Source organism: Natrialba swarupiae (assembly GCF_008245225.1).
In the GTDB taxonomy this organism is placed as follows: Archaea; Halobacteriota; Halobacteria; order Halobacteriales; family Natrialbaceae; genus Natrarchaeobius; species Natrarchaeobius swarupiae.
This window is the reverse complement of sequence record NZ_VTAW01000014.1, coordinates 89,288-115,855: the sequence shown is the minus strand read 5'-3', so window position 1 is coordinate 115,855 and position 26,568 is coordinate 89,288. Positions and strand designations below refer to the sequence as shown.

Annotated in this window: 20 protein-coding genes and 1 pseudogene; 9 read left to right on the top strand and 12 right to left on the bottom strand. The window is 54.6% G+C overall.

The features are described from left to right. Nucleotides 1-52: 52 nt before the first annotated feature. From FYC77_RS12190 to FYC77_RS20160, 3 genes are all read right to left on the bottom strand, one after another. A complete protein-coding gene (locus FYC77_RS12190) occupies nucleotides 53-541 on the bottom strand; it encodes a hypothetical protein (RefSeq protein WP_149081762.1) in 489 nt (162 codons plus the stop codon). A 414-nt stretch (nucleotides 542-955) separates the two neighbouring features. Beyond that, nucleotides 956-1,219 (bottom strand): hypothetical protein, encoded by a 264-nt coding sequence (locus FYC77_RS12185; protein ID WP_202911825.1) that lies wholly within the window; start codon nucleotides 1,217-1,219, stop codon nucleotides 956-958. A gap of 924 nt (nucleotides 1,220-2,143) precedes the next feature. After that, complete coding sequence (locus FYC77_RS20160) at nucleotides 2,144-2,320, bottom strand: hypothetical protein (protein ID WP_162354520.1); 177 nt, start codon at nucleotides 2,318-2,320, stop codon at nucleotides 2,144-2,146. 72 nt (nucleotides 2,321-2,392) lie between these two features. Here FYC77_RS20160 and FYC77_RS12180 point away from each other — a divergent pair, with 72 nt between their 5' ends. Next, on the top strand, nucleotides 2,393-2,860 hold the full coding sequence (locus tag FYC77_RS12180) for a hypothetical protein (RefSeq protein WP_149081761.1): 468 nt from the start codon (nucleotides 2,393-2,395) through the stop codon (nucleotides 2,858-2,860). A 1,146-nt stretch (nucleotides 2,861-4,006) separates the two neighbouring features. Here FYC77_RS12180 and FYC77_RS20155 read toward each other — a convergent pair. From FYC77_RS20155 to FYC77_RS20475, 4 genes and pseudogenes are all read right to left on the bottom strand, one after another. Next, nucleotides 4,007-4,453 carry a hypothetical protein gene (locus FYC77_RS20155; RefSeq protein WP_162354519.1) on the bottom strand — a complete coding sequence of 149 codons (447 nt, stop codon included), beginning with the start codon at nucleotides 4,451-4,453 and terminating at the stop codon, nucleotides 4,007-4,009. A gap of 371 nt (nucleotides 4,454-4,824) precedes the next feature. Next, nucleotides 4,825-5,418 (bottom strand): hypothetical protein, encoded by a 594-nt coding sequence (locus FYC77_RS12165; protein WP_149081759.1) that lies wholly within the window; start codon nucleotides 5,416-5,418, stop codon nucleotides 4,825-4,827. A 242-nt stretch (nucleotides 5,419-5,660) separates the two neighbouring features. Continuing rightward, nucleotides 5,661-6,071, bottom strand: coding sequence for a hypothetical protein (locus FYC77_RS12160; protein WP_149081758.1), 411 nt, complete (start codon nucleotides 6,069-6,071; stop codon nucleotides 5,661-5,663). A 469-nt stretch (nucleotides 6,072-6,540) separates the two neighbouring features. Beyond that, nucleotides 6,541-6,945 (bottom strand): annotated as a pseudogene (locus tag FYC77_RS20475) (HNH endonuclease); the annotation flags it as partial. A 542-nt stretch (nucleotides 6,946-7,487) separates the two neighbouring features. Here FYC77_RS20475 and FYC77_RS12150 point away from each other — a divergent pair. Continuing rightward, nucleotides 7,488-10,619, top strand: a complete 3,132-nt coding sequence (locus FYC77_RS12150) for a PAS domain S-box protein (protein ID WP_149081756.1) — start codon at nucleotides 7,488-7,490, stop codon at nucleotides 10,617-10,619. A gap of 24 nt (nucleotides 10,620-10,643) precedes the next feature. Here FYC77_RS12150 and FYC77_RS12145 read toward each other — a convergent pair whose 3' ends face one another. Continuing rightward, nucleotides 10,644-13,289, bottom strand: a complete 2,646-nt coding sequence (locus tag FYC77_RS12145; protein WP_149081755.1) for a PAS domain S-box protein — start codon at nucleotides 13,287-13,289, stop codon at nucleotides 10,644-10,646. Nucleotides 13,290-13,432: 143 nt separating this feature from the next. On the opposite strand from FYC77_RS12145, the gene FYC77_RS21180 reads away from it, so the two are divergent. Both FYC77_RS21180 and FYC77_RS12140 read left to right on the top strand, forming a co-directional pair. After that, nucleotides 13,433-13,576 (top strand): DUF7563 family protein, encoded by a 144-nt coding sequence (locus tag FYC77_RS21180; protein WP_449406747.1) that lies wholly within the window; start codon nucleotides 13,433-13,435, stop codon nucleotides 13,574-13,576. Continuing rightward, the gene (locus FYC77_RS12140) at nucleotides 13,573-14,205 is read left to right on the top strand and encodes an HNH endonuclease (protein ID WP_149081754.1); all 633 of its coding nucleotides are present in this window, start codon (nucleotides 13,573-13,575) and stop codon (nucleotides 14,203-14,205) included. Before FYC77_RS21180 ends, FYC77_RS12140 begins: the two co-directional genes overlap by 4 nt. Before the next feature lie 476 nt (nucleotides 14,206-14,681). Here the strand turns inward: FYC77_RS12140 and FYC77_RS12135 are convergent, their stop codons facing one another. Continuing rightward, on the bottom strand, nucleotides 14,682-14,864 hold the full coding sequence (locus FYC77_RS12135) for a hypothetical protein (protein WP_149081753.1): 183 nt from the start codon (nucleotides 14,862-14,864) through the stop codon (nucleotides 14,682-14,684). 130 nt (nucleotides 14,865-14,994) lie between these two features. Between FYC77_RS12135 and FYC77_RS12130 the strand changes: the two genes are divergently transcribed. Then, nucleotides 14,995-15,288 carry a HalOD1 output domain-containing protein gene (locus tag FYC77_RS12130; protein WP_338016494.1) on the top strand — a complete coding sequence of 98 codons (294 nt, stop codon included), beginning with the start codon at nucleotides 14,995-14,997 and terminating at the stop codon, nucleotides 15,286-15,288. Here the strand turns inward: FYC77_RS12130 and FYC77_RS12125 are convergent. Then, nucleotides 15,285-15,476, bottom strand: coding sequence for a hypothetical protein (locus FYC77_RS12125; protein ID WP_149081751.1), 192 nt, complete (start codon nucleotides 15,474-15,476; stop codon nucleotides 15,285-15,287). The two genes, FYC77_RS12130 and FYC77_RS12125, sit on opposite strands and share 4 nt — an antisense overlap. A 118-nt stretch (nucleotides 15,477-15,594) precedes the next feature. On the opposite strand from FYC77_RS12125, the gene FYC77_RS12120 reads away from it, so the two are divergent. Together FYC77_RS12120 and FYC77_RS12115 are read left to right on the top strand one after the other, a co-directional pair. Continuing rightward, nucleotides 15,595-17,145 (top strand): ribonuclease H-like domain-containing protein, encoded by a 1,551-nt coding sequence (locus FYC77_RS12120; RefSeq protein ID WP_238386930.1) that lies wholly within the window; start codon nucleotides 15,595-15,597, stop codon nucleotides 17,143-17,145. 5 nt (nucleotides 17,146-17,150) lie between these two features. Continuing rightward, the gene (locus FYC77_RS12115) at nucleotides 17,151-19,604 is read left to right on the top strand and encodes a DEAD/DEAH box helicase (protein WP_149081750.1); all 2,454 of its coding nucleotides are present in this window, start codon (nucleotides 17,151-17,153) and stop codon (nucleotides 19,602-19,604) included. Between the two features lie 213 nt (nucleotides 19,605-19,817). On the opposite strand, the gene FYC77_RS12110 is transcribed toward FYC77_RS12115, so the two are convergent. Continuing rightward, entirely contained in the window at nucleotides 19,818-21,071 is a 1,254-nt protein-coding gene (locus FYC77_RS12110; RefSeq protein ID WP_149081749.1) for a tyrosine-type recombinase/integrase, read from the bottom strand. A gap of 322 nt (nucleotides 21,072-21,393) precedes the next feature. On the opposite strand from FYC77_RS12110, the gene FYC77_RS12105 reads away from it, so the two are divergent. Together FYC77_RS12105 and FYC77_RS12100 are read left to right on the top strand one after the other, a co-directional pair. Then, nucleotides 21,394-21,921: a hypothetical protein gene (locus tag FYC77_RS12105; RefSeq protein WP_149081748.1), complete on the top strand. Its 528-nt coding sequence runs from the start codon at nucleotides 21,394-21,396 to the stop codon at nucleotides 21,919-21,921. Nucleotides 21,922-22,253: 332 nt separating this feature from the next. Beyond that, a complete protein-coding gene (locus tag FYC77_RS12100; protein WP_149081747.1) occupies nucleotides 22,254-23,858 on the top strand; it encodes a transposase in 1,605 nt (534 codons plus the stop codon). 676 nt (nucleotides 23,859-24,534) lie between these two features. Here FYC77_RS12100 and FYC77_RS12095 read toward each other — a convergent pair. Next, nucleotides 24,535-26,568, bottom strand: a complete 2,034-nt coding sequence (locus FYC77_RS12095) for a methyl-accepting chemotaxis protein (RefSeq protein ID WP_149081746.1) — start codon at nucleotides 26,566-26,568, stop codon at nucleotides 24,535-24,537.

Here is a 26,568-nt window from a genome sequence, read left to right as displayed (position 1 = left end):
AGTTCAGCCGAGAAGGGTGGAGTCTGACGGGGATCTGCTCCCCTCTGGCGAACTAAGATTGAACGTGAAACAGGGTAAAACGATACAAAACCCGGAATATAGTGGTCGATCGAGTGGATGACAACGGAGGCTCCCCACCTGCAGTCACTTCAACATGGTTTGATTTGCGCTCAAGTTTCTTTTCACGGTTGCTTTTGAACAAATGCCCATTCTCACTATCTTGAGTAGCTAATAGAAAAACATCTATCTCAATGTGATCGTCCTCATGAACATATTTAACTGCAGAATTGTGGTAGTCCTGCCAGTACCTTGCAAGATGTGTTGCACCATCATGAACGGTATCCGATGATGAGTTATCCTTCGTAATAATTGCGTAATTATACTGACTAGCACGGATAATTAAGTCAGCTCCCCGTCCTTTACCGTTGAATGTATAGTTTGGTGTAGGTATATTATCGTACTTTGAGTGAGAGAGGATTTCAACGTCTGTTTTTTCGTTGATCCACTCGTAGATTTCCTTGGCTGGTTTTGTATTGCTCATCTGTATTATACTCAGTCTATGTTTGAGTTTGATTGCACTTTCGTACCTTTCTTTTGTATGTAGTGTTGACAAGAATTCTTTGCCAGCAACTCAACAGCTGGTCCAGTAAGAAAATCACTGGCACGATCAACGACCGAAACAAGCCCACTGTTGTTGGTGGTGCTCGTCTTGGTATTCGCCCTTCGGTCCAACCGAGAAACAGAAACTTCTATCGTCGCCGTTCGGTTCGTGACCTCTGTAGCGTCCCGGACTAGCGATCCTCCTGGTGGACTGAAAGGGCGAGGGCCGCTCGCGTTTACCGTGGTCGTCTCAGCAGGCCCTATCATCCTACTGGAAGATATCCTGCTGAGCGCCCGCGAGCGGCCTAAGGGCTTTCTGGGTGTTCTCCGACTCGACAGGATCAGAACCAGTCACTCATCCGCCTGCTGTCCAGCCGTCTTCCTCACCGGCGTCCTCCGCGAGGGGCTGTCCACCAAGGCTCTCGCTGAGGACGTCAAGCTTCGCGTCCAACTGTTCGAACCGGAAGCGCATCTCCCGTGCTTGGACGCCCTCCCGGAGCAGCAGTTCGACCGCCCGGCTCTTCCGAACGCCATGGTACTCTGCGACTGCTTCGATAATGGTTGACTTGCCTGCATGGAGTATCCTTCTGTCGCCGGTCTCCCTCGGCTGCACCTGCATCGTCCCTAGTCATCTGTCCCCGTTCATCTGTCGCCCTCGCTCTTCGACCCTTGCGGATCGTTTACCGATCCTACACTGAGCGGTCAGTCGAGTTCCCCTTGGGTCGACGATCGTGGTAGGGTCCCTGTCGGTGCCAGCACAATCTCTCCCCACGATACTCCCACCGACTGCAACTGCTCTGCCGGCCCCGGCTACTCCCCGCCTCTGCGCTATCATCTGGCCCCGCCCTGAAAGACATCCGGCCCCGCCCTGAAAGACGGTCCCTCGGCTCCGCCCCGAAAGTCCCTGCCCACGGCAACGGGGGGTAAGTTCTCCCTGCCCCCTACACTCCCCCCCACCAACCACCCCTTCCCTCCACTCCCTCCTTCTCCCCCAGAGAAGAGGGAATAGGGAAGCGGTTGTTGCCCCCGTCCCGCCACGCCCCGCCACGCCCCGCGCCGCTGTTGCGTTGCTGTCGCTGTCGCCGTCGCCGTTGCTGTCGTCGGTCGTCGTTTGCGGCTGGTCGTCGAGTTGGTCTCGTTCGCTGCTGGTCGTTGAGTCGTCGACGTCCTCGTCGCCCTCGTTATCGCCATTGCCAAACCTCCCCCGTCGCCACTCGAGTTGTCCCCCACCACCCCACCGTGTCCGCTGTTCGTCGTTCGCTGTTCGCCGGTGGTGGTCTCCGCTGTTCCATGGTGCCCCCGGATCGATGCTGTTGCATTGTCTCCCCCCCCCGCCGCTTGTAGATGTGTCCCCACCTCGTCGCTTCTCGTTGACTGCCCCCACTTCGCTGCTCGTTATAGATTGCCCCCACCACCGCTACGTTGCGTCGTCGTCCCCCTGCCGTTTCCAGTTGCATAGCTACCCCCCTGTCGGGCTGGTTGTAGTCTGTCCGTCCGTTGCTGCGATTCGGTCTGGTCTCCTGCCGGTCTCAGCAGTGTCGGGTCAGCCGTCGCTACTACCGGGTCGGGTCATCCGTCGTTTCGATGCTGACTGGTATCCGGCGGGCTCAGCCTGTCGGCCCCCGCTGCCGTTCGCGCGCGCGAGCGCCGCCCCCTCCCCATCGTCCTCGAGATCGCCAGAGTTCCATCGCCGTTTTCCTGTTGGCCTCGAGGTCGCCATGTCGCCAGTCGGTCGTCGCTGCGGTGTCTCGCTGATCGGTTGTCGTCGTCGGTCGCCGGTCGTTGCTGTGGAGTGTCGGTCGTCGTTGTTGCTGATCGCTGGTCGGTCGTTGTCGTTCGTCGCCGATCGGGTGTTGTCGCTGGTGGTTGCTTCGGTGGTTTCCAGCTGGTCGTCAGTTGGTACTGTCTTCTCGTTCGCCGTTCGTCGTCCGTTGGTCGTTGGTGGAACGGTTCGTTGTCGGTGCTGATCGATGGTGCTGTTCGTCCCTCGGTACTGGTTCCGCTGCTCGTTCGTTCGTCGGTTCTCGCTCGTCGGTCAGTCTTCCTGAACCAGTCGTCGTCAGTTGTGGTCGTGCTGGTCGTCGATTGGTCGCCGGCTCGTCCTGGTCCGTTCTCGTTGATCGATCTATCCGCGCTGGTCAATGACTGGTTCGTCCTCGTTTCGATGCTCGTCCTGATTCCTCAGGTGCCGATCGCCGGATTGTCTTCTCTGTTCCGTGTCGCCAGCCCAGGGTTCCCACCTGTATCAGATTTCTGTTAGTCCACTCCTCCTTTTGCCTGTGTCCCCCCTCCACTTCTGGGTCTGTTTCTTGGCTCCGCCCCGATTGCCCGCTACGCGACTAACCTACTGGATGTTTGGACTCCCTGAACCCTATTTGTGTGAATTCGGCCAAACTCCGACGGTGGATGGAGAATTGTCTATAGCACCTCTAAAGGAAGCTTAGGGCGTGGCTAAACAACGACGCCGGAATATGGGGGAGGGTGATTATATACAACCCCCCGCGAATCGGATGCCGTCTTGCGAATAGATGAATTGTAAGGTAGAATACGTAAATGAAGAAAAAGGCTCCAAAATCAACCGCTGTCTTGTGAATAGGGTGGGTTTCGGTGAGTGATAGTGAGTGAATAAAGATCCCCCGAATTGGAGCCCCTTCTGGCGAATACGGTATTGAATATATACCAACTATATTCGACCGCCGTCTTGTGAATAGAGAAAGTTTAGCTATATTTTCGGGGTTGAATATAGACCTGTAGAATCTGGGCGCTGTCTTGCGAATACAGAATTGAATATAGAGTGCCTGAATTCAACTGCCTTCTGGTGAAGAAGAGAGATTTAGTCTAATTTCGACGAGTGAATATAGACCCTTCTAATTCGACTACCGGCTAGTGAATACAGGAGTGAATATAGTACGTTCAAATACCCTTACCGTCTGGTGAAGAAGAACCGTCTTCCGGGGGTGCAATAGTACACATTCTGATACATGGGTGGTCTTGAGTGGTGTGAATTCGTCTTTCCGGGGGTCACGATGGCACTCTGGAGAGACGGCCAGCTCTGTTCATGGCTGGTGGCTGGATGTATGATCTCGAGGGCAGCGATACGCGCCCGAATGTGCTGAGCAAAGAGTGCAGCAGGGAATCGTTAGGACTGCACGAAGAATGCGCGAGGAGTGAACAAGGAGTGCGCGAGGAGTGCGCGAGGAATTCACCAGGAGTGCGTGAAGACTGCGCCAAGAGTTCGCTATGGAATCCATAGGGCAGATTGTGAGGACAGTATCGATTCGAGTCTCAAAACGTTGGTAGACTGTGGTCAACGGCTGCTGGAGGAAATGGGGCTACTGATCGCACGGCGGCAGTGTCCGATGGGAGTACCAAGCCGCTGTGAGAATGGATGTGGGCGGGGCCGATGTTATTCGTCGGGGGCTGCACCGTCGTCGACGTCGGTGTCGTCAGTGTCGTCGCTCGCGTTGCGTTCGATCACTTCGCCGTCTTGGCCGAGATCGATTCGTAGCCCACCATCGGCGATGCTACCGCCGAGGTCGTCGTCCCACTCTGGGGTGTAGCGGATTGTGTGTTCAGGTCTGATGCCGTTGTCTTTCACGAAGCCAGCAGATGCAATGCCGGCGTTTTCTCCGCTCCAGGTGAGGGGATGGACGTTGGATTTGTCGTATTCTTCATCGAGTGGGATGATAGCGATCTCGTTGTTGCTATCGTCGTATGCGAGGACGACCGCCTCTTTCCCATCGAAGTATCGCTCTGAGACGGTCGTATTGGCTGCGGGTTCTTTATTGGTTGGCTCGAGATTCTTTTGAGCAGTCGTGCATATGGATTCGTTCTGGAAGGCCAACTCGACCACACACAGGACACTCAACGAGCGGTGTCGGCGGGAGAGCGCGACAGTGTTGCAATGCTGCCTGCAGATGATTACGAACCACCTCCGACTCACAGCGGGTGATCGCTTGGACGAGATGCATCTCGAGTTCTTCGCGAGTCGTTTTCATCTCGTCGGTATGCTCACCTTCGGTCATCGCTGTCCTCGAAACGGGATTATGGGCTGCTTCAGTCGCCGATACATGTACTCAGCTATGTGTCGCCACTGGTATCTGGACATATCCAGGTGCTCAGAGCTCCGAGGCAGGAGATACCGACCTTGCCTACATCACACAACTGCGTGAGCGGCAAGCACTTTCACTCCCCACCTCGTTTCCACCCGGGAAATATAAACAGTCACTCCCGGTTTCGAATTGCCTTCACCTTCGTGTATGCGCTGTACCAGTCCACGTCGTGCTGTTCACAAACATCGATAAAGCAATCATATGTGGATAACCGACGCTCTAGTGGATTTTCCAATTGATCGCTCAACTGCTGAGACCGGGCCGAGATCACTTCATCACGAATCGCAGCGAACGCCCCGAGTGCCATCGCGAGAATACCACCATACTGATTGAATCGTCTGCCATTGTGCGACCGGACAAACACAACTGCCTCGCGTCGTTCGTATGTTGAAACAGGAAGAGAGCTACCAAGAGCCCGTGTGACGGCTATTTTATCTTTGAATTCGCGACGACCGTATCGGTCGTCGTCCCAACGCTGGTGGTACCGCCAGAGTCGAGTGTAGTACGCTTCGGCACTCTCACCGCGCCGACCATACTGATCACTCTCGTCGGCCTCGCAAGCAAAAATATCTGTCCGAGATCCTGGTTGGTACTGCGCTATCTCATCAACAGATGTTCTCGATGTGGGCGAATACGACGGACGAATATCGGAAAATACCACTTCACCTTCAGCAGTCTGCGTGAGTTCTGCGACGGGACAGACCATTTCTACTCACTCACTTCCGACGGTGGGCACAAACAATCCTCAAGCAACACCAGCCACGCCAATCCTCCTTGAAGCATAGTGCTACCACGGCAATAAAATCTACTGTGCACAAGACACTTAAATGAAACTGAGACTTACGACCGAGTTCAGACGCAACGGAGAGGGTTCTTTAGTTGGAATCTCGCAATACACGCTGCAGTTCGTCCAAGTGATCACCAGATGTGAGATTGAATCGATACGTCCTAGTGTTCGGTATCCGACCTCTCTTCAGGGGATGTATCCCGTCTAGCCCGTTCGCGACGGCGATAGCGTTCAAATCCAGTATCCGTATACTTCTCATGGCCCGTCCGGTCGGCGACGTAGCAGGGGGCGGTCTCGGCCCCCGGGTAGACAGGGCCCTCGAGATTCATTTTTGGTGGGTCGTCCTGGAGTCGCTGGAGAGGTATTGGAGGCGTCTCCCGGAGCGCCCCTGGGGGAACTGATTGGCGATGCGCCTGGGCATCCTTCGGAGGGGGTTTTCGTGTCAGCGGCGGCAGGTGGTCGCCCTCGAGGTCCTCCAGCGAGAGGAGTCGGACGTCGTAGGCCTGTGCGAGTCGCCATGCACGGTCGGTCAGCCGGCTGGTGTGACACAGCACCGGCATCGCTCGCCCCATGAACGCAAGCAGACACAGCCGGATAATGACCGACTCGTCGATCGGTCGGGACGTCCAGTCTTTGCATTCGTCGACCAGGTAGTCACTTGACTCGTCGGCCAGCTCCTACCGACGGGCAACGAGATCTGCTTTCTGAGCGATGATCGGACCCGCCGTTCGGTGGCGTATCCCATGCTTCGAGTGCCTCTTGGAGCCGTAGTTCCAGCCATTCCCCTGCCCCTGTCCACGACCCGGTGTGGTAGCACGATCTGAGTCCGTTGGCGGTTCCTCAGTCATCCAAATCACCACCAGTGTCATCATCGGTGTCAGGATCGTTGCTTTCAGTGTCGACATCGTCACTGTCAGTTAACTCGTCACGCTCGTTCCCGCCGTTTGCGATGGTATCATCGGTATCGGTGGTGGTTCCGTTGGATCCTGTGCCGGCTGTCTCCTTAGATTTGTCCTCGGGGGTGCTGGTAAACGCTGATAAGGCGAAGTCCTCGCGTTCGTGTTCGAGGTATTTCACGCTCTCTGGTGTTCCCTCATCATCACCGAAGCGCCGTTCAGCCTCCTCACGGGTCAGCCTTGGGCCTTCGTAGTACTCGTGGTGGTGAGCGTTCCAGGCGTGGCGATGTTTGAGCGGAAGTTGGCGGTGCCACTTTCGGTAGGGGGGTTTGTCCCGTCGGTGGATATGCACGTGACAGCTCTGACAGACTGGAATCACATTTTCAACGCGATCGTCGTCCTCGTTGCCGTTCACGTGATGAAACGAGAGTTTGTCTTGGTTTCTGTCACCAAGATCGGTGTCGAGCCATTCTTCTGGTCGTCGACCGCAGACCACGCATTCGCAGCCCCAGCGGTCAAATACTGCTTGTTCGAAGGTTGTGGATCTCATATCGGAATTGTATAGCAGCAGCTCGCGTGGCACAACTGTCTCATCGTCGCTGCTGTGTCGTCACAGAGCGACCACTGAACCAATCAGTAGGCGGTTGCGGTCCCTCGCTACCACGCAAGTATCAGTTAGTTTTGGAATACGATACATCCCAGCCGTAGCATTTCCAGATGTCACATCACCACATTACGACTCGCTTCACTCCAAACGGGGACTACAAACAGATATTCTCGGACACAACAAAACTGAGACATCTATGGGCAGCGCAGGCCGAATTCCTCAGGGCCGACCCGAGGCAGTTCACTGCCGACAGTTATCCATTGTCTTAATCTTAACATATATATTCCAAAAACTGGGCCACAAGAAATATGCAGAATAGTAGTCCACTAATACAGTCATATAGAAAAATATTATTTTATTCGCTGAGTGTAACGAGACATGTCGCGGCAACCTTTACTGGTGTTTCAAAACTGCAATATTAGTAATCGATTCCGGACAGTATCGGTTACAGAACAGACTACGCTAGGTACACAATCTGGCGGATAATGAGCGAGATAGAGCTTCTTGTCATCGGGACATCGGTCCCACCAGATACAAAAGCTGCTCTCAGCGAAGCTGATATTGTCATTCACAATCAGGTAGCTGACTGTACCCAACTCGGGGGACGGGATCAACAAACAGTTGATGTCGTGTTAGCTAGCCCATCTGAGAGAGAACTTATCTCGTTCGTCGCCGACATCCAGGACAGGATTCCCAATATCCCAGTAATGGTGATTGCTTCAGGCGAAGACATCCCATCTGATGGGCTTCTCGAACCGGGTGTCATAGATTACATTCGGCAAACTGACTTTCAAGAACACGGAGAGTTGGTCGCTCATCGTATCAGATCGTTCCTCGCTACGGCTCAGCAAGACGATGAGGGGGAGACAATAGAGGGGCCCCAGGACCAACTCGAATGGGCTGCGAACACATTAACCACTATTGCTGGAACCACGACCGGGACGGACCTCAAACTCGAAGAAAAGCTCAAGCGAGTAATATCGACAGGAGCTGAAAAGTTGAGATTTCCAATCGGATATATTACCAGAATCGAGTCGGACACCCAGAAAATTCTGGCGGCGACTGGCGATCACGAGGCGATCCAACCAGGTAAGACAGATCCGTTGGGACACACCTCCTGCCAAAAGACGATCGACGACGACAGGCCGGTCGTTCTCGAGAACGCCTCCAAAGAGAACGTGAGCGACGATCCTGCCTCCGAGCGGTATAACCTTCGGTGTTACATCAGAGCTCGCATCATCGTCGATGGCGAGGTATACGGAACAGTCTGTTTCGCGGATGAACACCCCCAAGACGGGCTCGAAGGCGATGTCACCCAGTCGACGGTGAAGGTTCTCGCTCAGTGGATCGGATACGAAATCGAGCACCACCAGTACGAGGCCGAACTCGAGGACCGCGAAGAACGTCTTCAGACATTGTTCGAGCACGCTCCGGACGGTATCGTGATCCACGACGAGGAGGGGAACGTGATCGACGCCAACGAAACGCTCCTCGAGAATCTGGGCTACGATCACGACGAAATGTTGTCGATGAACGTCGCCGACTTCGAGGTCGGGTTCGACGAGGAGTTTCTCCTAGAGGGATGGACGGGAATGAGTGAAGATCGACCGCTGAAAGTTGAGGGAACCCATCGGCGAAAGGACGACTTGACATATCCTGTAGAGGTATGGGTCAGCCGAAACAGACATTCCGAAGGAGACCGATTTGTCGCAATCTGTCGAGACGTCACCGATCGCAGAGAACGGGAGCGCAAACTCGAGCGTCACCGAGAGTTCGTCGAAAGCGCCACCGACATGATCACGCTGATCGACTCGGACGGGACTATCAAGTACGTCAGTCCCGCTATCGAGCGCGTGCTCGGGTGGGACCCCGAGGAATTGATCGGTGAGAACGGCTTCGAGTACGTCCATCCCGATGACCGCGACGAGCGGACCGACGACATCGAAGCCCTCGTCGAGGGGAGCGAGGGTGAGGCTGTCCTGGAGTTCCGATTCGAATGTGCCGACGGGAGTTACTGTTGGATCGAGGCCACTGCACGCGATTTGCTCGATGATCCGGACATCGACGGGCTTCTTTTGAGCAGCCGTAACGTCACCGAACGGAAAGAACACGAACGACAGATCAGTGCGCTACACGATGCGACTCGTGATCTCATCGATGCCGAATCGAAGATAGAAGTCGCGGACATCGCAGTCGAGGCCGCCAGTGATTTGCTTGACTTCTCGCTACCATCGGTCTGGTTCCCAGAAGACGACGAACTCTCGTTAGTCGCAAACTCCGACGACCATCAACGGCTGCTCGAGGAAACCGGGACACCCGACCCGTCCCATCCTCGAGGGAGTTGGGTCTGGGATGTCTTCGAGGATGGCGACACCGTCGTCAGGAGCCCGATGTCCCGGGAGGAGTTAGCAGCCGACGTACCGCTGCAATCGTCGATCGTCCTCCCGATCGGATCACACGGGATCTTCGCGTGTGCTGCAACAGGTGCCGTCGACTTTACCGACCGCCAGGTGAGAGTCGCCGAAACTCTCGCTCGAAACGTCCGAGTCGCACTCGACCAGCTCGAGCAGCGGAATGCTCTCGAACGGCAAAAAGAGTTTGTCGACGATCTACTGGATGCCATCGAAGACGTCGTGTACGTGCTCGATACCGCCGGCGACCTCCAGATGTGGAACGCAGCGTTCGAGGAGGTTACTGGCTATGAGAGCGACGAGGTCGCCTCGATGAACGCGACTGAGTTCTTCGCCGGCGACGACGTCGAGGCCGCCGCTGCAGCCGTCGAAGGGGCCTTCGAGAGCGGACGGACTCGCGTCGAACTGGACTTTCGAACCAGAGACGGCGAGGCGATCCCCTACGAGTTCATCGCCAATGTGTTCGAAGCTCCGGATGGCGAGCCGGTGATGGCCGGAAGCGGTCGAGATAGAAGCCTTCACGTCGAGTACGAGCAACGACTCGAGGAGCAACGTGACCGCCTCGATCTTCTCAACCAGGTCGTTCGCCACGACGTCCGCAACGACATGCAAGTCGTTCACGGGCGGGCTCAGATCCTTGAGGATCACATTGACGACGACGGACAGGAGCATCTTCGAGAAGTCATCCACGCCACGGAAGAAGCGATTGAGCTGACAAAGACCGCCCGGGACCTCACCGAAACGATGCTCCGGGAAGAGGAAGACCTGAAACCAATCTCTCTCGACCGGGAATGCAGTTCGCAAATCGTGGAGATACGCTCACAGCACGACAGGGCAGTAATCAGGACCGATGGACGCCTCCCTACAGTCGATGTTCAAGCCGACGAGATGCTGGAGGCCGTGTTCCGGAACTTGCTCCAGAACGCCATCGTCCACAACGACAAGGGGGTCCCGGAAGTAACGGTCAGTGCCGATGTTCACGACGAAACTGTACACGTGAACATCGCAGATAACGGTCCCGGTATCCCAGACAATCAAAAGGAAGAAGTCTTCGGGAAGGGCGAAAAGGGACTAGACAGTCCTGGAACTGGCCTTGGATTGTACCTCGTGAAAACACTTGTCGAGAACTACGGTGGCGAGGTCTGGATTGAAGACAACGATCCCGAAGGAGCAGTGTTCGTCGTTACGCTACCGGTTGCAGAATGAGGGAACTCACGCGGCCAGAACTGCTCAGGTCGCACGAAGCTCGATCGTAATGACGCTCCCACGAGGTTCGTTCTCCGCAAACCGAATCGTCCCCTTCGACCGACGGACGATCCAGTTGACGAGCCACAATCCGAGTCCGCTACCGTGATACAGCGGCTTGACCTCTCGTTCTCGGGTTAGCACCTTGGTCTCCTCTGATGGAATTCCAGGCCCGTCGTCGACAATCTCGACTTGGACTTGCTCCCCATGCGTTTGAATAGAGACAGCAATTGTTGGGGTCTCCCGATCAGAGTGGTTAATTGCGTTCTCGACGAGTTCTCGGATCGCCCGATCGATTGATTCTGTCGCGGTTGCGGTCGCTTGCTCTGGACAGTCGAGATCGATCGTTGCTTCGGGATACTGCTCACGAAGGGTGGAAACGAGGCGATTGACCGAGTGGGCAAGGTCGATTTCGACGTGTTCTGGGGGATCGGAAATCTCCTCGACAATGGCTCGTTCTTTCTGAATCATCTCGAGGAGGTCGTCACTCTGTGAGAGAATTTCCTCCGCGTAGGACGCAATCGCATCGGGTGTCTCAGCGCGGATCGTCTCCGCATATCCCTGGATGACCGTCATGTCGTTGTTGATATTGTGACGCAGCACCCGATCGAGGACTCGGAGCTGTCGGGTCCGGTCGACGCGGTCGGTTACATCCCGAATGGCAACGATTGTCGCGGGAGCCCCCTCGTACTCGAGGGTTCCGATATTGACTTCGACAGGAACCTGTTCGCCGGTGCGGGTCACCACAGTAATTTCATGGGGACCACTGGGCACATCTTCACGAGCGTGGGCACGGTAAAGATCGATCACCATTTCCCGGTCGTCTTCGAGAGCGAGCATTGCCGGTGATTCTCCGATTAGCGTGTCTGCTGGATAGCCCGTGAGTTCATCTACCCTGGGATTCACATACTCGATCGTGTCGTCCTGGACGATCATGAGCCCGTCGTGGACATTTTCGACGACCGCCTCGTACAGCGCCTTGCGGGCCCGGAGTTCCTCTTCACGTGCTTTGCGTTCGGTGACATCTCGTGCCACCCCGAGTATTGCCCCCTCGCCGAAAAACGTCACTGGGGTTCGTGTAACGCTTACAGTTAGGGTTCGACCGTCGCTCGTCGCCAACTCGGATTCGATCACGTCCTCCTCGGTGTCCCTGTATTCTCGTTCCGGAACCAGCACATCTGCCGGGTGAATATCGTCCATATGCATCGATTCCAGTTCGTCGCGATCGTATCCCAGCATCTCAGCCGCTGCCCGATTCACCGAAAGGATTTCTCCCTCATGGTCGTGGACGAATACCAGGTCATGAATACTTTCATAGAGTGTTCGATAAGTTTCACGTGATTCCTCAAGCTCACGCTCGCGTTTCTTGCGTTGGCTGACGTCCCGCTGAATGGCGACAAATCCGCTGATATTCCTTGTCTCGTCAGCAATAGGTGCGATCGTCTGTTCAGCATAATAGTAGTCACCCGATTTTCGCTCGTTTACGATTTCCTCCTCCCAAATCTCGCCGTCGAGAATTGTCTCCCACAGTTGCTCGTAGTACGTCTCGTCCTGTTTGCCGGACTTGAGGATGCGAGGGGTCTGGTTGATGGCCTCCTCACGGTCGTACCCTGTCAGGACTTCGAATGCCGGATTGGCGTACTCGATAGTGCCCTCTACGTCGGTGATAAAGATCGCATCGGCTGCCTGCTCGACGGCGCGCTCGAATCGACGTAAGTCTTCTCGCATTCGGACCGTATTGAGCGCATAGGCGATGTCGTCACTGACCTCCTGAAGAAGATCAATCTCGGTGTCGTCGAATGCGTCGGCTCGATCGGCGTAGACGTTCAACACGCCGTAAAGCGTTTCGTCGTGGACCAACGGGATTGCGGCGCTTGATTTATAGCCACGTTCTAGTGCCTGCTCACGCCATGGCTCATAGGCGGGATCCCCCGGGATGTTCTGCATGACCTGAATCTCGTGGGTCTGGACCGCCTTCCCGGTTGGTCCCTGCGCAGTCGGAGCTTCGTCAGTCGTGATGGTAATTTCCTCAAGGTAGTCCTCTTCGACGCCGGCACTGGCTCTCGGGAGTACACGTTGCTCGTCTGGATTGTGCTCGCCCATCCAGGCGAAACGGTATGGGTCCGACCCACTGATGATCTCACAGACCTGTCGGTCGATATCCACTCGGGATCGCGCATACACCAACGCCTGGTTGAGACTCCGGATCACGTCAGTGATTCGTTCGAGTTCGTCTTTGCGCCGATCGGAACGCTGCTTTTGGACCACTGTGACAACTCGGTCGGCGAGCAACGACATCGCCGCGGCTTCGTCTTCCACTCGGGGAAGGACTGCTGTCCTGTCGCCAGCGAGCGCTTCTTGGACCAGTTCGTTTGAACACTCATCGATGAAGAAAACAAATGGAAGTTCTGGAAACTCAGCTCGAACGGCCTTTAGGAAATCGATCCCTGTCCCACCAGAGAAGTTCTGTCGGGCGACGATGCAGTCGATCGACTCGGTGTCGAGACAGTCCATCGCCTCCCTCAGATCCGCCGCTATCCGGACGTTGAGGGTTGCGTGCTGGGCATCAAGAGACCGACCTAACTCGTCGTCGCCGGTGGCGACGTACAGCACGCGAATCACGTCGTTCATTGGCTACGACGAGGGCTATCACGCTGAAAAAAGTAGTCCTATTCGTGATGGGGTACTTGTATGTACAAGTAATCACAATAACTCGTTGAAGAGGACGACCGACTCGAAAAGAGCGGACACTGTGGGTCTCTGGAGGGACGACCATGCCTGAATGTCAAAACTGTGGATCACACGTTACGGCGCGGTTCGAACGGGTTTTCGGTGATAACGACGGTAACGTGCATGGATGTCGAGAGTGCATGGGGACGACAGAAATCGTAAACGGTGAGGCAACTCGGGGAACATGACCGACGAAACGCCGAGTGGTTCCACCGGCGTTCACGCCGAAAATGGCCCAGGTGGAGGCGACGACACCGAGACGGTTCGTGAGTTTCTCGACGAGGTCGGTGTCGACCCAACCGACCTTGAGAGTCTCGAGGAACTTCAGGACGTCGTCGAGTTGGACCTCTCTGCCGACGGTGAAACGGTTGACTTCGACGATGTCGATCTAGAGGACGTCCTCGATGCCCCCGTGACCGTCGAACGGAACCAGGCCCCAACGGGGTTAGTTCGCCAATCGACCCAGGATTACCCACCTGACTGGAACCGGCGCCGACGACGGGTATACGCTCGTGACGACCACCAGTGTCAAAATTGCCGTCGCCGAGGTGGACCGTATGGTGACGTCGAGTTGCACGCACACCATATCGTCCCAAAGTCACGTGGTGGAGTTCACAGGCTCGAAAATCTGATAACGCTGTGTGAACCATGCCACGACGCCGTTCACTCGAGGAACGGGGTCGCACCGACGGCGATAACGGAAGCCGAAGCTGAACCCTCGTCACTCGCGAAAGTACTTGCCGGGCTCAAATCCGCGAAAACGGCCTTCCGTCGGTGGAAACGGATGTATCGAAAGTTCTCGAGGTTTGGACCATGACCGACGACGTCGATCCGATCGACCCATAACCTCGAGGTCATGACGCCGAGTTTTGTAACTCGTGAGACTATCTGGGGCCATCGTGCACCTGGTCCACACGGGTCTTAGTTCGTCATTTGAAAACCATCGAAGTGTAGAATATTTCAGTGAAATCCTCAGACCTTCGTAAATGATTACAGTTGATTTAGCGACGTTTATTTCGCCTCTAAGTCAACTCAATAGGGATTGAACTGACTTAGCCAGTTACCTCACTTAGTAGTGGGGCGACATCAAATTCGAAACGGGTAACGATCTTCGTAGTATCGAGAAAGACTATAATGACGAATATCTTATTTGTTGCTGAATTCGGTAACTCGAACCAAGCAAGCCGATATCTGGACCATACCCGATCAGGTCGATACCATGCGAAACGCTGCTTCCAGTTTCATAACGCGCCTATCAAGAGGTGCGCAACTAGACAATGCCTGCTCGAGGGGTTAGTCTCCATTGTAGACTCTAGTATATTTCAGCACAATCCTTCCCTTATCATCCACTTCAGTTTCAATAGCGAACACGTCCCCACGCTCGATATCATGCTCTCGGGTTACAGATGCAGGGATAGAGATATCCATCGTCGCAGTGCCTTTCCGACCACGCACCTTCACGGTCTTCTTGGTCATCGTGCGAAGGACAACACAAGATGGTCAAAAGCACTTTTTTAGACATTATGTTTTTTATGTACACAAATAGTTGACTAATTGATTGATCCATCAACGTTATACGGATCAGGTCACTACCTCCACTCGGGGGATGGGGGATTCCTCCATTTCGCCCACGTACACAATGGAATACCAAACAGACAGCGACGAATCCACAGCTACCGCTGTTGTCCAAGCTGTTGCTGACCACAAAGGGGTCCGACATGACGAATTGAAGCCGATTTATGAGTCCATCGAGCCTGACGCCTTGGACTCACTGGTAGGCACAGACTCTGATGTTGTGGTTCAGTTCAAATATGCTGGTGAGGTCGTTACAGTTGGGCCTAATCAAATTTGCTTGGGCAGTAAGGGAAGCACCATGGAGCAGCTTAGCGAAGACAGCTAGTCGTCGAAATCCACATCCGGTCCAAAATCTGCTTGCAACACATTTCGGATGTGGAAATCTTTCTCGCTAGGTTCATCCGCTTGGAGAGCCTGTTCTAGGTGGGTCTTCGCTTCTTCGCTAAGCCGTGACATGGACTGCAAGTAGTCACAGGCTCTAGTTGTTGAAGAATCTTCCTTTTCGACTGTCATACCACTAATCGTCCATCTCAGTGAATAGCTTCCGTTCTGAATTTTATCGTGTTTTATCTTCACTTTCACCACACTGGGAACAGGTACTTAGTTGTCGAAATCAGACAGTAGATAGTAAATGGCCCCCGGCGAAACAGACGCCCTACGGAGTACGAGACTCCCACAAGAAGGGGAGACGCCGGCGACGGTACTCGCCATTCCGGGACCCGTGGTGGAGCAGTACGACGTTCACGATGTCGTTACTGATGCAATCGAGGCTATTGACCCCAATATTATTATCGCGACACCACCGAACTCGGCACATGTCGCCTTTCCGCCAGTGACGGGGCTTACTGATGTACCAGTCGTCGACCCGAGCCGGTCTGCCAGCTATCACGTCGTGGAGGACCCGAGCGTTCTCTTTGCGATGGTTCCTACACCGGACCACTTGCCACCGACGCCGACGGACGTTCCTCAAGAGACGGGGGAAAACGGAGATGTCGCAGGACTGGAACACTGCTATCTCGTGAGCAACTGTCTTGAGTTGACTATCGACCCGCATCACCGTGAAACTCGACTCGAAGGGATCGATGAGTATCTCAACTCTCTTCCAGATGGCTGGCACGACGAGTCGTTAATTACACATCTCTCAACCGGGCTTCGGGCAGAGTACCATACGCGATACGAGACGGCGACAGATACCTACTCAGTTCATGGCGCTGGCCCGCCAACCAGTTCTGTCGGCGCTGCTATCGACGAGAACGAACGCCCCCTCATCGAGTTGTCGATCTACTCAAACGGAGCTATCAGGGTCGAGACACATGACCCAACGAACTTTGGGCTGCAGGGACTCGAGGGTATCGGGCCGACAAAAGCCGACCGGCTTCGAGAACACGGATTCGACTCTCGTGACGCAATTGCGAGGACAACGCCGCAGATGCTTGCCAAGATCCGCGGATTCGGTGAGAAGACGGCGGCGACAGTCCATAAATCGGCGACGGCCATCGCGACCGGCGAGGTCGTCCCGAGAGACGGTGGGACGCTTCCGAACGGCGACCCGGTGTTCATCGATATCGAAACTAACGGCCTTAATGGCGAAATCGCATGGCTAGTTGGCGTCCTCGACGGCGGGAGTGAGGAAGGCCACTATCTCCCGTTCCGCCAGCAGGAGCACGACGATCCGATCGGCCACGTCGATGCGTTCATGTCGTGGTTGACTGGCGTAGCGGGAGGTCGACCCGTGGTCGCCTGGAACGGCTACAATTTCGACTTCCCGATCATCAAACGCCACCTCGAACGAGATGCTCCGGAATGGGTCGATGACTGGGAGAGTTGCTATCAGTTCGACCCATTGTACTACGCTACGACGCAGGGATACGCTACATTCCCTGCCCGGAGCAACCGGTTAGAGGCCGTCGCCGCAGCACTCGGATGGGAGCCGACGACCACTGGAATCGATGGTGGTACAGCCGCGAGAGAGTACAATACATGGCAGCGGACCGCGGACCAACCCGACGGCTATCAGCCGGATTGGGAGCGCCTCGAGGCCTACTGCGAAGACGATGTGCGGGCATTAGCGATGATTTATGAAGCTCTTCAGGATGCCAGTCGCCGGCCCCAAGGTACAGAGACACCAAAGACTCGAACGGGTGAACAGAGTACACAAGGGTCGCTTTCGGACTTCTCATAATATTCATGAGCCGAAACGCACCACAACATGACGATGTCCTCTCCGAGGAGGCATTGAAGGAATCGTTCCCGGATTACTCCGGGCAGGTAACCGCGAGTGAACACGTCCCAGCACGGGATGCAGATACCGTCCCTGCCGAGGAGATCCTCCGAGACGAGCTGGCCGAGCAACTCGATAACGATCTGTACCGACATCAGGCGAAAGGCCTCGAGGCACTTGCCGACGATGAAAACATCGTGGTGACGACGTCAACGTCCTCCGGGAAGACTCGCATCTATGCACTCCAGATCGCCCGGAATCAGTTGGACAACTCCGACGCGACGGCACTGTGTATCTACCCGATGAAAGCACTGACTCGGGATCAGGAGAGAACACTCAACGACCGGCTCGGCGAGTGGGATGTTGATACCCGGACGGAGGTCTACGATGGGGATACGAGGCGGGACCGCAAACGAGATATTCGGAGTAATGCCGACACGATCCTCACGAATCCTGCGGGACTGAACGTCTACCTTCCGCGGCACAATACCGACAGCGGATGGGCGCGGTTCTACAATAATTTGGAACTCATTGTGGTCGACGAGGCCCACCAATACTCTGGCATCATGGGTACCCACGTTGCCTGGATACTTCGGCGACTTCGCCGGTTACTGAAATACTACGATGCGGATCCGCAATTCGTCTTAACGACGGCGACCATCGGGAACCCTGCTGAACACGCGACCCGACTCACAAGTGAGGAGTTCTCCGTTATCGACGAGGATGGATCACCACACGGGGAGCGTGATATCGTCCTGTGGAAGCCGCCGATAGATGAAGAGGCGCTTCGTGAAGCCGAGGAATACAACATGGATCCTTCAGAGGGCGGACTCGAAGAGTTCCGTATCTCTACGGGGGAGGAAGCCGCAAAGGTCACGGCCCATCTTGCTATCAACGAGCGGCAGACGCTCCAGTTCTGTTCGGCCCGGCAGGGGACAGAGATTGCCGCCCAAAAAATTGGTGGTGCCGCTCGGGATCATCCTCGGGATTACTACGTCGATACAAAGGCCTACCATGGCGGGCTCGGGAAGCGCACCCGAAGAGGGATTGAAGCCCAACTCCAAGATGGCGTTGTCGACGCGGTCGCCTCAACGAACGCACTCGAGCTTGGCATTGACATCGGCGGGATCGACGCAACGGTCACGAGTGGCTATCCGGGCACCCGACAGTCATTCTGGCAACAAATCGGGCGTGCCGGTCGTGGGCAAACCGACGCACTTTCGGTATTGGTCGGCGGCGCTGACGCAATGGATTCGTACATTCTCGACAATCCGTCGTATCTCTTCGAAGACGATGTTGAGGATGCGGTCGTTTCCATCGAGAACGAACAGGTCTACGCAGATCACCTGTGTGTCGCCGCGAAGGAGCGACCATTAACTGACGAAGACGCCGGAATCCTCGGTGAAGGGGATCGACTTTCCGAGATGGTGTCGATGTGGCAAGAAGCTGGCGTCCTTGAGCGTGGTGTCGGCCTCGAGAACGGCGTTCACTACACGGGAGATACGCGGCCAGAAAGCCGTATTTCGATTTACGACACCAGCGGGCGGCAGTACATCGTCAACTGCATCGATGGCGAGATAGACCATGATCCCGTCGCGAAAGAGCGTGCCTACCGCGACTACCACAAGGGCGCACTCTTTCTGCACGACGGTGAACAGTATGAGGTCGTAGAGGTCGAACACGATGCTCAGACCCCACGAATCCTGGTCGAAGAACGGAGAACAGGGCGCTACACACAAACACTGTCCGATAAACGTATCTCGAACCTCCGTCCAGAGATGTCCCAAGACCTCGGCAACGGCTACAAATTGTGGTTCGGTCGTGCCAACGTCGATATCGACTACGCACAATATCTTGTTCACAACATCTCAACCGGCGAAGTCGAAAGCGGGCCGCACCCGACGGGATCGCCGCCGTTGTCGCTGGACACCGAGCTCATGTGGGTTTCACTACCCAGCGACCATCTTTCCACTACTATCAGCAGACTTGATGAGCCGCTTCTGCAACCGACCAAGCACGCCGAAGAAGACACAGGACTCACCGAACCAGAGCAATACACCTACGCTGGCGGTATTCATGCCGCCGAACACGGTATTATCCAACTGGCTCCGCTTGAGTTGATGATTGATAATAGTGATGTCGGTGGTCTCTCAACCCCCAGACATCCGGATGAGCGAATCCCCGGGCCGGTGTGGTTTGTCCACGACGGCATCGACGGCGGGATCGGGTTCTCCCGGGCTATCTACAACAATTTCGAGAACATCGCTGAACGAACCTACGACCACTTGGACACTTGTGACTGTCAACGACGACGTGGATGTCCGCTCTGCATTATGTCTGAACACTGTGGAAATCAGAATGATCCGCTCGACCGTGTGGTCGGGCGACAAATTCTCGGTGATGTCATGGACCGATTATGATGCCGTCCTCGGAAGGACCCGGAGCGAACGAAGAACAGCCTCCAAACAGTGAGGTCATCCCGTCACCCATTCTTTCAGGTTTTCGGGACGATGACTGCCTCACTGGAAATAAAGATGGCACACGTTGCCTCCGCAAGGCACTCCTTGAGATATAGAGAGCGATCGCCAATCGCCTTCTGAACGTTTCGGTGAGGCTCTTGGAGTCATCAATGACTACCTCGAATCAGTCGTACCAGAGAATTCTTGACCAACTTTGTCTTCAAACGCTTTTTCAAGCCGATCTCGCATTGCGTCGCGCAGATATCCACGGCGCTTCTCTTCCGAGAGGTAGTTCTGAAACACCACCATTGGATCACTACTCCCCTGTTCATGAGCTACACTCTGGAGACGGTCGATAATTGTCTCGACAGCGTCTGCATACGTACTGTACCAGAATCGACGACCCATCTTCGAAGTCGGGAGATTTCCTTGGACCCGCACATCAGCACGTGCTGCGATGGTCTTGAAGCGGCGATTAATCGTCTCGCCAGTCACATGGTCACGGCGGGTATCTGAAGAGGAGAAGAGGTACCCATTCCAGTCGTCACGATCAGACAGTCGAGTGACCTGATCCTCGAGAGCTGTCTGGCCGTAAATCAGTGCTACAGTTCCGGGACCGTTTTTCCGGGTTTCGAACGTGAGATGCGGCGAATCGACCTGTAACTCGATATTTCGGGCGTGAAGGCTCGCTAATTCACTCCGGCGGAGTCCCCACGCACACAGCCCGAAGACAACCAGTCGCTCTTCGGCGTCTTCAGTCGCTGCAGCGAGTTGACCAACCTGTACCGGTGAGAGCGCCGGATTATCTTGCTCGGCGACGTCCCACTCGTGGTCGTACCGAACGGGATTAAACGCACCGTAGCCGCGATCGACAAGCCAACTGTAGAGATCGTCGATATCAGACCGATACCGACGTTTCGCATCGTTACTCTCGAGTTCCTCGTCGAGGGCGTCGAAGACAGCAGTCACCCGCTGGATCTCCTCAGGTTGGTCAGCGACATCTGTAATGCGGGAAACGATCGCCGCCGTCCCGTGGAGGTCCTCGTAGTAACGAAGAAACTGCGCAAGTCGCGAGCGCTTGGATCGGAGGGTACTTTCTGCAGCCGATCCCCGTTGTTGTGACCGAAAGTATTGCTCGAGGTGTTCAATTACCTGGTCGTTCTGGACACCCCACTCGTAGTCGTCTTCGGAATTATCTTCCCCGATTCCAACAGCCTGTGTGAAAAATTCAGAGAGCGTCAGTTGGTGATGTTCTCGGACCGCGTATTGTAACCCGCTGTACCCATGCTCGACGAGCCACTGATAGGAGGGGACGTCCTCAGTTGGATTGTATCCGTCTCGCCGGCGTTCAGGCGCGATTTCGCGCTCGTAGAAGGTGACGAGTTCATCGAGTGATTTGCTCGACCATCGGTAGGTTTGTTCACTCATAGAAATCCCGGGGAAGTACCCCATGTCCCGCCCCCTGTGGTGATTCTAAGAGCCGTAATTTCATAGTGTAGCGTCTATCTGACAGCATAATAATATTATCGGTTATACGCGTGTCCGATGGAGACACGAGAAATAAGTAATTAACTGGCAAGGGTATTCCTAGAAGTAATAAACCATATAGTGATATAGGGATTCGATAGGCAGTACTTCCGAACGTCAAAATCTGTGCGCGACCTATTTGCAGTCCAATTCACTCGAACCAATCCCAACAGCGAAGAAGAACGACAGAAAGCATTTACCTAGCGACTTCATTCCTCTTGATATGAATCGCCGCGCGTTTCTCGCTACGACAGCAGGTATCTCGCTCACGACTGCTGGGTGTCTCGACCGTCTCCCGTCCTCTCAGAGCCTAAGTGGACGAACACTAGAAGAGCCCATCTTTAATGATAACGAAGAACGGTGGCAGGACTCACCATTCGAAGCAGACGTGTTTTCAACGCCAGAAGAGGCTAAAGATGCTCTGAATACGGGAATCGAGCCGTATGAGCATAGACTAGAAGAGACTATTAATTTCGACCCAGACTCTCAATTTCTCGCAGTATGTGCGTCAACGAGAGAATTCACCCCACAGGGAAATCTCAAAGGATGGTGCCCTCGTAGAGAGATTGATGGGGATACGTTCGTCTTTCGCTTTCCGTTTGAAGAGTGGCCGAGCGAACTTGAGGACCCATACGTAAACAGGGTTATACTGAACGTGTGGAATCGAAATATGACTAGTCCTCCGACTCATGCGGCAGTTGAGGTACAGTTCCTTGACGATGATGAAGACATCCGCACTTGTTCGGATTAAGCTATTCTACTCGCACACGTAGTTATCGAACCGCCCGTTTCGATTCAGGTCCAAGACTGGATAAAGGAATCGTGCTACTATCTACTGTTTCGGAAACTCGGAAACGACACTCCTAGACTTACACTCGTTCCCAGCGACAGCTGTTCTATGAGCGACCTCCGCCCTCGTACGTTCGACGGCCTCTCTGGGCTTGTTGAGCGATATGTTCCGAAGTCGGGTTTTCGGGTAGAAAATTTCACTTCTTACATGAATACTTTCCTGAACAGCACTTATCCCGCTGATTGTACTACATTTTGCACGAAACACATCAGACTCTCTCGGTTGATAGACTAATGGGAACCGAAGAGCCGCCTGAGCCGCGTACATCCCTTCAGAAAGAAGCGGCAGCACTGTTGGACGCAGACAACTCGATTTCCGCAGTCGAGCTTGTAACGGAACTCTCGTTTCCCTTGGTTGATAACGACGACCAGTACCCAAGCTGGCACCCCTCGAAACCGCTTGACCCAATGGTTCGAGCGCTCTTCCTGAAGGAATTTTACGAAGATAATAATAGTGAGACGGCTCGCCGAGTAGCTGCCGCGGATACAGCGGAGCAGCTTGGATTTGAGTCTCCGCCGTCCCGTTCAGCACTGAGACGAACGTGGCTCAATCGCTTCAGTGACGACCTTTGTACCTATCTCAGCCGCAATGCGAACTGGGTTCGTGAGTACTGCCGCAAGAGCGGTCATCCTCTCGGTACCACCCTCGCCCCAGACGAGGAGCGTGGCGGGTCGGAACGGACGAAGGAGCGAGTTATCAAGGAAAAACTCCAGTCGGTCCCGCAGGAGACGGCAAGACTTCTCCAATCAGAACTCGATTTTCTCCCTCAACGGGCGGAGAATGCGACGTACCCTCCGACAGCCTTCATCGAAGCCGAGTCTACGATGGGAATTGAACAACAGGCCGCCGAGACAGGCTGTAAATCCTATGGTGACCTCACACCTCGGGAGTCGGGGGCACCCGCAGCCGATACCCATCTTCACTATATCAAACAATTGTCTCAATCTGATATTCTGGAGATGATGGATGAGACGACAGACCTGATACTCAGCAGGGCAAAAGACCACTTCGAATTCGACCGCTGCGTGACTGTCGCAATTGACATCACGTACATTGCGTATTATGGTGATGAACGAAACGAGCTAGTGCTGGGTTCGCCATCAGATGAGAAATATAAGTGGTGTTACCAGTTTGCGGCCATCTCTATCGTGGGCGATAACACGAAATTCTTCCTGGCGATGCGCCCCGTTCGGGAGAACGTTCCACGGGGCGAAATCGTGCGGGAGTTAATCTCGGAAGCAAACCAGTATGTGAACGTTCAGACCGTCTATGCTGACCGTGAATTCGCTACGACTGACGTTGTGCAGTCACTAGAGGATTTCGGGGTTGAGTACGTGATTCCTGTTCCGAGAAATCAACGCATCAAGCGGGCTATCGACCGTATGAACAATTACATCGAGGTGCGCCACGAGTACGGGTTCTATGGTTCGACTGTTGATGGTCCGACTAATGACCGTGTTGAGACGACGCTTGTTCTGCTCCCATCAAAACGGGATGAGGATGGAAAGGAACTGAAGGCCATCCCTTTCTACACGAATAAAGACATCAGTGATGAAACTGCGCGTGACAGGCGTGCAACCGACCGCGTGCTAAACAGGTATCGGAAGCGCTGGGGAATTGAAACCTCATTCAAGTCGGTGAAACAGTTCCTTCCGTGGACGACCTCGAACGAGCATGTCGTTCGGATGTTCCACTTTGCGTTCGCCATGATACTGTACAATATGTGGCGACTCGTGGACTTCTTGGTAAAGAAGAGCCTTGACCGCGAGTTCTCCCATGCACCCGTAGTGCGAGGGAAACGATTTGTGGGGCGGATGCGTGTAGTATACACTCGTTGAATTACGTGACCCATCAGGCATAGACTATCTCACTTTATTCTATTTTCGTCGGGTTCGAATTAGGAATCAATCAGAGTTGTTTTTCTCTTCCTTTTAATGTTTGAGAGTTAACGTTTGGTAGCTGAGAATCCTGAGCGTTCTGTTCTCAGACGACGAAACTCGTGCACAATTCCCCCTACATTCGGAAGTACTGAATAGGGTTGCGATCCACCACAAGTTCGGGATGCGGATTACTACAAACCACTAGATTCCATATGGCATTGATACGAAATTTGCCGATCTCAGCTGGTCCAAAGGGGAAGCTGCCAAAAATGATTGAGTACGGAACATCCGTGTCGGTGGATCAGAACTTATTTTATCTATAATAATACCTGGTTTGTTTAGGTGTTATTGACAGATATTTTCTTAATCCCAGAATTACCTTGAAACGGCTTGATGAATCGGCATATTGTGCGGAGATCGAGCTTCTCATCGTCTGTTAAGATCGGTCAATCGGTTTGTCACCTCGGATTGTTTGAAGGAGTGTTCACGATCGTTTCAACGTGGCGCTTCGATCAATATGATTGTTCAATTATGGTCGCCACCATCTAGCGATTTACCAAACCCACTCAGAAGGAGTTTACCTGCTACCGGAACACTCGCTGTCGTGTGTAACTGTCAAACGGTTAACCGCTCATCACCGCGTGTAGTGTTTCATCTCTGTTGAGTCACCCACAGTGAACTGACTCATCTTGGTAGTAAGTTCGCTGGCCTGCTGGTCGAGATGCTCGGTATTCGATCGGATCTGTTCGACAATCGCTGCTTGCTCTTCAGCTGCTGCGGAGACGGTTTCGGTTTCTGCGGACGTTTCTTCGCTCACACTGGCAACGCTGTCGACCATCGATGCAACTTGCTGGATAGATTCTGCTTGCTCGTCGGTCGCATCGTTGATCTCTTGTACACCACTGTTAGTCTCGTTGATCCGTTCGACCATCTCGTCGAAAGTGTCGATAACCTCATCGACAGTCTCGACGCCATTTTCGATCTGGTTTCGAGTCTTCTCGACGTCCTGAACGGTCGATTCGACTTGGTTCTCAACGTCACTGATGATCGCTTCGGCGTCGGTTGCCGACGTTTTCGTCTCTTCAGCGAGTGACTGAATCTCGTGAGCGACGACTGCAAACCCGTCTCCAGATGTATCCGCTTTAGCCGCTTCGATACTGGCGTTCAGCGCCAGTAAGTTCGTCTCGTCGGCGATATCCGAAATAAGCGTCACGATCGAATTGATCTCGGCGAATCGATCTTCGAGTGTTTCGACGGTTTCGACAGTATCTCGCGTGAGCTCGACGATTTCCTCCATCTCATCGGCTGCAGTCGCAGCTGATTCGCGCCCGTCTCTTCCGACGGACGCAGTCTCGGCCGACAGGGAGGCGACCATGGTTGCCTGGCTGGCGACTTCTTCAACGGCTGCCGAAACCTGATCCATTTCCCGGGATACGTTCTGCAGATCGCGACTCTGTTGGTCGGCACCGGCTGCGATTTGCTGGATTGAACGCGTAACTTCGTCGATACCCTCTTCGGTCTCTTTGGTTCCCGTCGTAACCTCGTCACTGGCCTGGCGAACAGCGTCTGCGAAGACTTGCAGGTCGACGATCATTCGCTCGAACTCGTCGATCATCTCGTTGTACGAGACGGCGACCGACCGCATCGATTCGTTCTCGACATCGGTCGATATCCGCGCCGTGAGATCGCCATCTGCCGCTCGTTCCATCACATTGCCGAACTCAGCAGCTTGTCGCTCGAGATCACGTGCGAGTTGTTCGGCTTCCTGTTTGGCGCGATCAGCCTCCGCCCGAGCGGCCTCGGCCTCTTGTTTCTGTTCTTCCGCCCGCGCCTTCTGCTCCTGGGCGGTCTCTCGCTGAGACTCGATCTCTTCGATCCGTGTGGTAATGTTGGCGCGCATGGTTTCGAACGCCGAAGATAGCCGGGCGGTTTCGTCTCGGGTGTTTTCGACATCGTCGCCATACGTTGGAATAGTCGCGTCAAGTCGTTCCGCAGCGATTTCGTCGGCGGCGTCGGTGAGACGTTCGATCGGCGTCGAGACAAGATGGCGGATCATGACGAACCCTCCTGCTGCAACGACGATGACGAGCCCGAACAGTCCGAGGAGAGTACGCTGCATAGTGACGACTTGCTGGGTGCTCGTTTCCGAGAGGGCGGTCCCGAGTGCGGCGTTCGTAGCTACCATTTCGTTGCTATGCTCTTGCAAGTATTCGAGTCCGGCGTCAAACTCCGGGTCACCCGGCTCGTGCTCGTAGATGTCTTCCGCGTGTCTCTCGAACACCGCCCACTCGTGCTGGACGGTTTCTAGTTCCTGATCCACGGCATCAGGGGCCGGTTCGACCCGCTCGCCGTTGCGCTCACCACCCTCGAGAAGCAACTCGTTGTTACGGTTGTAGTCGTCGATGGCAGCTCTGAGCGCCTGTCGCTCGACAGATGTGTCCTCACCTTCGTCTGCGGCAGCGATGCTATTTGACTCCCTGACGATCCGTTCGATGAGCATCTCCTGTTCGCCAGCTGTTTCGATCGCTGTCGAGTCTGTCTCGACGTCGGACTGGGTCGAGTAGACGATTCCAACCATGCCGCCGACAGTCGCCAGTAACAGGACGAATACCAGGCCGATCTTGAGTGCGATCGGGAGCGAATAGTGAAAGTCTTTCAGACTGGTCAT